This window comes from Pelotomaculum sp. PtaB.Bin117, assembly GCF_002067195.1.
Classification (GTDB): Bacteria; Bacillota; Desulfotomaculia; order Desulfotomaculales; family Pelotomaculaceae; genus Pelotomaculum_D; species Pelotomaculum_D terephthalicicum.
Genome location: NZ_MVQM01000132.1, coordinates 1 through 7,635 on the forward strand (window position 1 = coordinate 1; position 7,635 = coordinate 7,635).

General features: G+C 43.6%; 8 protein-coding genes. 5 read left to right on the plus strand and 3 right to left on the minus strand.

Annotated elements, in window-relative coordinates; translation table 11 throughout:
• Positions 1-127 precede the first annotated feature (127 nt).
• A complete protein-coding gene (gene ppsA, locus A4E54_RS09310) occupies positions 128-2,560 on the plus strand; it encodes a phosphoenolpyruvate synthase (protein WP_502687933.1) in 2,433 nt (810 codons plus the stop codon).
• A gap of 552 nt (positions 2,561-3,112) precedes the next feature.
• On the opposite strand, the gene A4E54_RS09315 is transcribed toward ppsA, so the two are convergent.
• Complete coding sequence (locus A4E54_RS09315) at positions 3,113-4,012, minus strand: DUF362 domain-containing protein (protein ID WP_286725781.1); 900 nt, start codon at positions 4,010-4,012, stop codon at positions 3,113-3,115.
• A gap of 468 nt (positions 4,013-4,480) precedes the next feature.
• Here A4E54_RS09315 and A4E54_RS09320 point away from each other — a divergent pair, with 468 nt between their 5' ends.
• Positions 4,481-4,624, plus strand: a complete 144-nt coding sequence (locus tag A4E54_RS09320; protein ID WP_286725783.1) for a hypothetical protein — start codon at positions 4,481-4,483, stop codon at positions 4,622-4,624.
• A gap of 648 nt (positions 4,625-5,272) precedes the next feature.
• Here the strand turns inward: A4E54_RS09320 and A4E54_RS09325 are convergent.
• Together A4E54_RS09325 and A4E54_RS09330 are read right to left on the minus strand one after the other, a co-directional pair.
• The gene (locus A4E54_RS09325; protein ID WP_286725784.1) at positions 5,273-5,578 is read right to left on the minus strand and encodes a type II toxin-antitoxin system RelE/ParE family toxin; all 306 of its coding nucleotides are present in this window, start codon (positions 5,576-5,578) and stop codon (positions 5,273-5,275) included.
• Entirely contained in the window at positions 5,568-5,834 is a 267-nt protein-coding gene (locus A4E54_RS09330; RefSeq protein ID WP_286725785.1) for a type II toxin-antitoxin system Phd/YefM family antitoxin, read from the minus strand. Before A4E54_RS09330 ends, A4E54_RS09325 begins: the two co-directional genes overlap by 11 nt.
• 464 nt (positions 5,835-6,298) lie before the next feature.
• Here A4E54_RS09330 and A4E54_RS09335 point away from each other — a divergent pair, with 464 nt between their 5' ends.
• The 3 genes from A4E54_RS09335 to A4E54_RS09345 all read left to right on the plus strand — a co-directional run bounded on the left by A4E54_RS09335 (position 6,299) and on the right by A4E54_RS09345 (position 7,195).
• A complete protein-coding gene (locus tag A4E54_RS09335) occupies positions 6,299-6,481 on the plus strand; it encodes a ribbon-helix-helix domain-containing protein (RefSeq protein ID WP_286725787.1) in 183 nt (60 codons plus the stop codon).
• 65 nt (positions 6,482-6,546) lie between these two features.
• A complete protein-coding gene (locus A4E54_RS09340; protein ID WP_286725788.1) occupies positions 6,547-6,906 on the plus strand; it encodes a DUF6809 family protein in 360 nt (119 codons plus the stop codon).
• Complete coding sequence (locus A4E54_RS09345; protein ID WP_286725790.1) at positions 6,899-7,195, plus strand: DUF6809 family protein; 297 nt, start codon at positions 6,899-6,901, stop codon at positions 7,193-7,195. Before A4E54_RS09340 ends, A4E54_RS09345 begins: the two co-directional genes overlap by 8 nt.
• The last annotated feature ends 440 nt before the right edge of the window (positions 7,196-7,635 follow it).

Below are 7,635 nucleotides of genomic sequence, written 5' to 3' on the forward strand. Positions count from 1 at the left end.
GATTTTTAAAACACACCTGTCCGAAACAAAGGGTATTTGAAAACTGCTACTGTCTATTCTATAGGGTGCATTTTAGTATAAAGAAATTATTGGGAATAACGGGGAATTTCATTCACTGCTGGATCATTTGTCTCTTCTAAAAGTAGACAACAGGGAAGGTATCGGTGAAATCAGCGCCAAAATCCGCAAGGTCATCGAAGAAATCACTATTCCACAAGGCATCGCTAAGGAGATTACCCCTCATCTTGACCAACTTGGTGAAAAAAATGCCTACGCCGTACGTTCCAGCGCCACAGCGGAGGATCTGCCCACGGCCTCCTTTGCGGGACAACAGGATACGTATCTAAACATCATCGGAAAGGACGCCATCCTGAGCCATATCAGCAAGTGCTGGGCATCGCTGTTTACCGACCGTGCCGTGACCTACCGCATCCAAAACAGCTTCGATCACCGTAAGGTCCAGCTGTCTGTGGTCATCCAGCGGATGGTTTTCCCGGAGGCGGCAGGGATCATGTTCACTGCCGACCCCATCACTTCCAACAGGAAGCTTGCATCCATCGATGCAAGCTTTGGGCTCGGTGAAGCTCTGGTCTCCGGACTGGTAAACGCAGATATCTATAAGGTACGTGACGGCAGAATCGTGGATAAGAAGATATCCACTAAGAAGCTGGCTATCTATGCCTTAAAAGAAGGAGGAACAGAGGAGAAGAAGATCGAAGACGAACGTCAGAATAGGCAGACGCTGACAGACGAACAGATTTTACAGCTTGAACGCATGGGCAGAACGATCGAGGCCTATTTGGGCCGTCCGCAGGATATCGAGTGGTGCCTGTATGAAAATAAATTCTTTATCGTCCAGAGCCGCCCCATCACCACCCTTTACCCCATACCGGACGCACAGGATGGGAAAAACCATGTGTATATGTCTTTCGGCCATCAGCAGATGATGACCGATGCCATGAAACCATTGGGGTTATCCTTTTTTAAGCTATTGTCTGACGAGTTTCCCCTAATTCAGGCCGGCGGAAGGTTGTTCATCGATCTGGCGCACGATTTGGCTTCTCCCACGGGACAAAAGATTGTACTCATGGCTGCGGGCAAAGTCGATCCTCTCATGGATAACGCAATCAAGAGCTTAATGAAGCGAAAAGCCTTTATGAAATCATTGTCCCGCGGTAAAAGAGCCTTCAGTATGGGTTCAGGGTATTTCTCATGGGCGCTGCCCGTTCAGTTTATCAAGATATACCGCAGCAACGACGGAAGACTCGTTCAAGCTCTGATATCCCGGAATGAGGCGTCTATCAGAGACCTGCGGCAAGGGATTGCAAACCTGTCCGGTGACGAACTGTTTGCCTTTATTATAGAGGCTCATAAGCAATTAAAAGAAGCCATGTATAACCCACAAGGTATGGCGGCGATTTATGTCGGAGTATATGCAGTGAGTTGGCTTAATAAGAAAATGAAAAAGTGGCTGGGTGAAAAGAGCGCGGCAGATTCCCTTTCCCAATCGGTAGTGGACAACGTTACATCTGAAATGGGGCTTAAGCTGTTGGATGTAGCGGACGTCGTCCGGCAATATCCGGCGGTGATGGAGTATTTCAGACACGCCAATGACGCGACTTTTTTTGAAGACTTAGCCAAGTTGGAAGGCGGCAATGCTGTCAGTCAAGCCATACGGACGTATCTTGAAAAATACGGCATGCGTTGTTCCGGCGAGATTGATATTACCAGGCCCCGCTTCAGCGAACAGCCGACCGCCCTCGTCCCCATGATTCTCAGCAACATCAAAAACTTTGAGCCGGGTGCTCATAACGTTATATTTGAGCAGGGCCTGCGGGAAGCGAAGCAGAAGGAAGAAGATCTCCTAACCCGCTTGGAACAGCTGCCCGGTGGAAAACAAAAGGCCGAAAAGACAAGGAAGATGATCAGCCGGTTGCGCAATTTCACCGGCTACCGGGAATACCCAAAGTACTTGATGATTGGGCGTTACTGGATCATCAAGCAGGCCCTGCTGAAGGAGGCCGTTAAGCTCGTGCAAAAGGGGGTTATCCGGGAGAAGGAGGATATCTACTATCTGTCTTTTGAGGAACTCCGGGAGGCCGTTCGTACAAACCGGCTGGATTACAGCATCATAAGGTCGCGAAAAGAGGAATACGAGGTCTATGAAAAATTAACACCTCCCCGTATAATGACCTCTGAGGGCGAGGTTATATCCGGTGAATACAATACCGGTAACATCCCGAAAGGTGCTTTGGCGGGCATACCTGCTTCATCCGGAACCGTTGAAGGCCGGGCACGGGTCATTCTAAGAATGGAGGATGCCGATATAGAGGAAGGCGATATTTTGGTCACTACATTTACCGACCCCAGTTGGACACCGGTGTTTGTATCCATAAAAGGCTTAGTGTCGGAAGTGGGTGGGATGATGACCCACGGTTCTGTAGTTGCCAGAGAATACGGCTTGCCTGCAGTTGTAGGCGTGGAAAACGCTACCAGGCTGATTAAAGACGGACAGCGGATCCGGATAAACGGAGCGGAAGGGTATGTAGAAATACTTTAAAGTGTTGGGAGGATATTTTAGAGTCCAAGAATCTCGGAAGAAAGGATGGAATAAATGAACGCTGGAAGCGGTCGATATTTTACAATCGGGCGCTTCCAAAACAGCGTTTAGCAAACAATATTTATTGCCAAGGTTATGATGTGACGCTTGTTTTTTTGGCAAGCAAGAACTAAAAACAAATTAGATACTTATATTTAAGGGCCGACCATATGTCCAGCCTATCCGCCAAATAAGAAATCTGATCAAAAAATGGGCAATGCCATTATTGGCATGCCCATATAGCACTTGAAACAGGAACAACGCTCGCTGCCCATTATTTAACTGCATAATGGCCTGTGACTTTTTCCCCAGGTCTTTCCCTCGTACTTTCCTGATGATCGGCCCGACACATATCCATAGGGTCTTTTCATCATCAAGCATGTCGAGTTCTTGCCGTTTCATGTTTATCTTCTTATAATGACATTAATTATACCATAGGCCTGATACAACATATATAAAAGGGTTCCGATAGAAGATAAATCGTACAATCTTTGGCTATTCATATTTTATTATTTAGGCCCTTTGAAATTTCATTTTTATTAGATTCAAATCTGCCCCAATAATTTTGATTTTACTTAAATCTGATATACCCAAACCCTCTCTGGACGCAAGCTGGACATGGGGTACTTCATTCACCGTAAAACCCATAAAACTTAATGCTACCGTATCTACGGCAACAGGATCTATTCCCGCCATCACAACATTGGATTGAATAGGTCTGACCTTCAAAGGTCCATAGCCCTCCCCTCCTATAATCCCATCTATTACCACAAAATCCGGTTTCCTTATCTTATTCAGATCAACGATTACTTCTTTAAGTCCCATAAGATGAAGCTTTTCCTTATAGTCTTCACCATAATACTCTGCGCCATAAAATTTGGTTGGAGGCACCCCCATGGAATTTTTAAGGCTTAATGAAACAGCAGCATCATATTCAAAATGTGTCTTTAATTTTGCAGCTCCAATCACAACATCCGCATCCATATATAATTTAGGGATAAACAATGCTTCCTTGGTTAAACTATTTTTTGCTCTAAGTTTATAACAGCTTTCTTCATCGCATTCATTCATATCAAACAAAATAGCACCAGATATTTTGTGATAATTTACCAAGTCAAATATATTACCAAAAGGTGTTGCCTCTGCTATAACTATTTTTCCTGCACCACATTCTTTTACTATATTAACTATTTCTTGCACAACTCTATAATCAGTGACTATGCCTTCTTCCGGCAACGATTGCTTTACCAGGTTAGGCTTAATTACTACAGTATCGTTTTCTTTAATAATGCCTCTGAGTCCGCCTGCATTTTCAATAGCTCTTCTCGTCACATCGGAGTGATAACTGCCCAGGCCGATACCTACAATAGATTCCAAACCACCTGTTACAGGTGGCGAAATTAAATTTTCCATATTACATCTCCATCCCTACTAAAAAATTCTTATTATATTTTATTTAATAGTAAAATATGTAAATGCATTATTACCCTATGATTTATAGATGAACCGCCATACCTTTCCATGTTATATACTACTAAAGACAAAGACTTTATGTGCTAAATATCAATAGAGACTCTCATTTGCTTTGATGTTATTTCATATTTTGGGGCTAAACACAACTTAATATTTCCTGTAAAGTGTCAACTCAAATAACGTTCAGGACAAAACGCTAATTAATATGACCGTATATGCCCTGTCATAGTATATATAACATAGCAAAAAAGTAGCAAGCCGCATGGTTAAGCCACTTTCCTCTAATTTTTGACAAGTTAAAACCAAAAATCAGAGGAGGCGAATACCCCACAAAGGCTGATACCATGCGGGTTTAACCACATGGCATCTTTTACTAACTAAAATTTCTGCAAAGTTAGGTGAATATAGATGCCCCCGTTACCGGGCGCAAAACAAAAGAATAACGCTGAACCCATGTCGTTTGGGTCCAACGTCACGCTGGCAGTAGTGGTAAAAATGGACATTTCAATTTTGATTGATTCTAATCAGCTTTATGGTGCGAAAGCTGATTAAGTATGCAAATCCGCTATACGCTTTCTATATGTACAGCTTCTTAAGCAAAGCAAACGGTGGATCGCCTGCAAACGTTGGTTGATCCATTCACGGCTGTATCCCTTTTTTCAGGTATGTATCAAGTGCGCGGTCAACGGTCAGTTCCTGGTCGATTGTTTCTTGGATTTTGCGTTTTTAATGATCAATAGCTTTCGTTGAAAGGCAGAGAATTCTTTGCAAAATTAGCTCCAATCAGAAGACAAAAGAAAGTCGCGGATGTTTCTGTGCTTGATACCGTTGCGGCTTATATCCAACTTGTCAAGTGATGTGACACAAAATAGAATAAAAACAAGCTGCTCTACAACTAACAGCTATAAGACAGTTTACCATAAGAATTGTTATAGTGCATTCTAATAACAAGAATAGGTACCATATACATACCCTAATTTCTAACGTTGCTTTTTTTACCCCTAATGTTTTCATCATCCCAACTGCAACCAAAAGTATAAGGAATGAATAATCGGACATTGATATTTGAAAACTAAGGAACGTCGCTATCCGGGTCATTATAGGGGGACTGAAAAACATACCGATGCCCCAAAATAGATAATATGTCCCAGAAAAGAATATTTTCCGGATATTTGTTAGCAAGGTGCTAGCATCGGCCTCTTAAAACTGGCTTTTTGAATATCGTATTGTAACAACAAGAACCCTTTTTTTCGCTTCAGCAACACGGTATACTACAGTAAAATTACCTACGAAAAGCTGGCGATATCCCTTATTGGTATAAGCACCTGTTTTTCTTAACGCTCCGCGCTGAGGCATACTTTCCAAGCTGAAAATAGCTTCTTCAAGCGAGTCAACCAATTTAGCAGCGATGCCTGGCTCTATCAGCGTTTCAGCGATGTAGGTATATATGCCATCCAAATCGCGGTATGCACGAGGCAGTAATTTTACTGAATATTTATTTTCCAAAATGCTTCCTCTTTAAGCGCGACAAAGCTTCCCTTGCATCTATAAGCTGATCCTCGGCAGTATACTCGGCTTCGGCTTCCGCAATAGCTGCGTCGAGTTCACGATCCTCCAGCATGGAATCAAAGGTTTCAATGCTCATAACAACTAAATCACCGTAGCCGTTTTTTGTTATGAATATAGGTTCTTTCTTGGCATGGGCCAAGTCAGAAATTTCATTGGTATTTCTCAAATCAGTTATCGGTCTTATTTGGGGCATGATTGTTTCCTCCCTTCATGTACATCATTATAGCATTATTGTGTACAATTTGCAAGAATTTATTTCATGCTGCTCGTTCTGTAGTCTATAGCTAGAATGCGGTTGTTCTCGTAAAAACGTATTCCGCGCCGGGGAAACGGATCAGGTTATATTCCGCTTCCGTTCATTGTCCCGCAACCGGCCATCGCCCCACCGTTCTTGCTAAGCAGGAGGAAGACCGGCGTAAAAACGGTAGCAGCAAGAGTGCCTGTACCAGAATAAACAGCAGGAATACGACCGCAAGTACAACGAGAAACGCAAGACAGAGCGGCAAGCCGCCGCCCTCGCTACCGAAAGCGCCCCTGTCGCGTCCTAACCCGCGCACTCTCACCCTGTTGTGGCACACCAGATAAATTCTGCATATGGCATTAACTTCCTGTCGCTACATGAATATAATTATAGTAGCGACAGGAAGGAGGGCTGATATGTCGCAAAAGAAAACAGGTCGTCCAGTATCACCCAATTCCAAACACACAATGTTCCGCGTGCGTCTCGATAACAGGTCAATAGAAAAACTTGATGAATGCGCGAAAAAAATGAACACGACCCGTTCTGATGTTGTGCGAAAAGGAATTGATAAAGTACACGACGACCTTAACAAAAAATGAAAGGAAGCGGCGCGCACCCTTGAAAGCAATACGCCACTTCCCAGCCGACAAATGCCGGATGACACTTGCAGCGTAAATATTATACCATGCGCGGCAATTCCATTCAAGGCATTGTGGAAAGCAACAATGAAAGGATGGTTTTCATGCAAAGCATTTTAGAAGAATTGTACTGCGGCAATATCCAGACGGATTCCAGAAGGTACGAACAGAATTCCCCCTTTGTGCAGACCGCACGTTTGAAGCATGATAACTTGGAAAAGCTCACGTCGGCACTGGACGATTGTGAGCGGTTTCAGGAAATGTCAAGCCTGCACATGCAGCTTTCCAGTGCCGAGGAAGATAATCTTTTCTCCTATGCGTTCACCCTTGGCATGTTGTTGACTATGGACCTAATGAAAGAAGCGGAGGGAATTATCAATGGCTAAAAACCTCCTGCAACAGCTTTATGACGGGGAGATTTACCCCAGAGAAGTGATTACATGCGAAGGCCCGAAATACAGGGAGCTTACCCGTAAAATCATTGACGAAACAGAGTATTTCAAAAAAATACTTTTACCGGAGGATTGGAAGCGCTTTGAAAAGCTGGACGATATGAAATTTGAAAGGTCGTCAGATTACACCTTTGCAAACTTTACTTACGGTTTCCAGCTTGGCGTGGGCTTGATAGTTGAGGCTCTTGCCAACGGCGGCAAGCTTGTCCGAAACAACGGATAATTCACATACGGGAAAAGAGGATTGCCGAGCGCGGCAGTCCTCTTTTTCATTCCGCTTCACCTACCCAGCAGTCAAGGATCGGGTAATAGTATTTTCCTTGTGCTAGGAATCAGGCATGGGAGACGAGCATTTCTGTTGTACCGCCTACACAGAAATCATTCAGTATAATAACTTCGTTTGTTCCCATAAGAGCGCTCCTTCTTGTACCGATGGATACTATAAAAAAGACAAGCCCACTTTTAACTAAGTTAAAAATAGGTTTGTCTACTTGGCGGAAGCGGTGGGATTCGAACCCACGAGCCCTTGCGGACTACCTGATTTCGAGTCTAGCCGCCTAAGTATACTTTAACGGTAGATGGAAGTCAATAATGTGTACCCTTTGTCAAGGACAATTTGGGTTTTTGGTATTCCAATTAAATAGGTATTTATGTTATACTAAC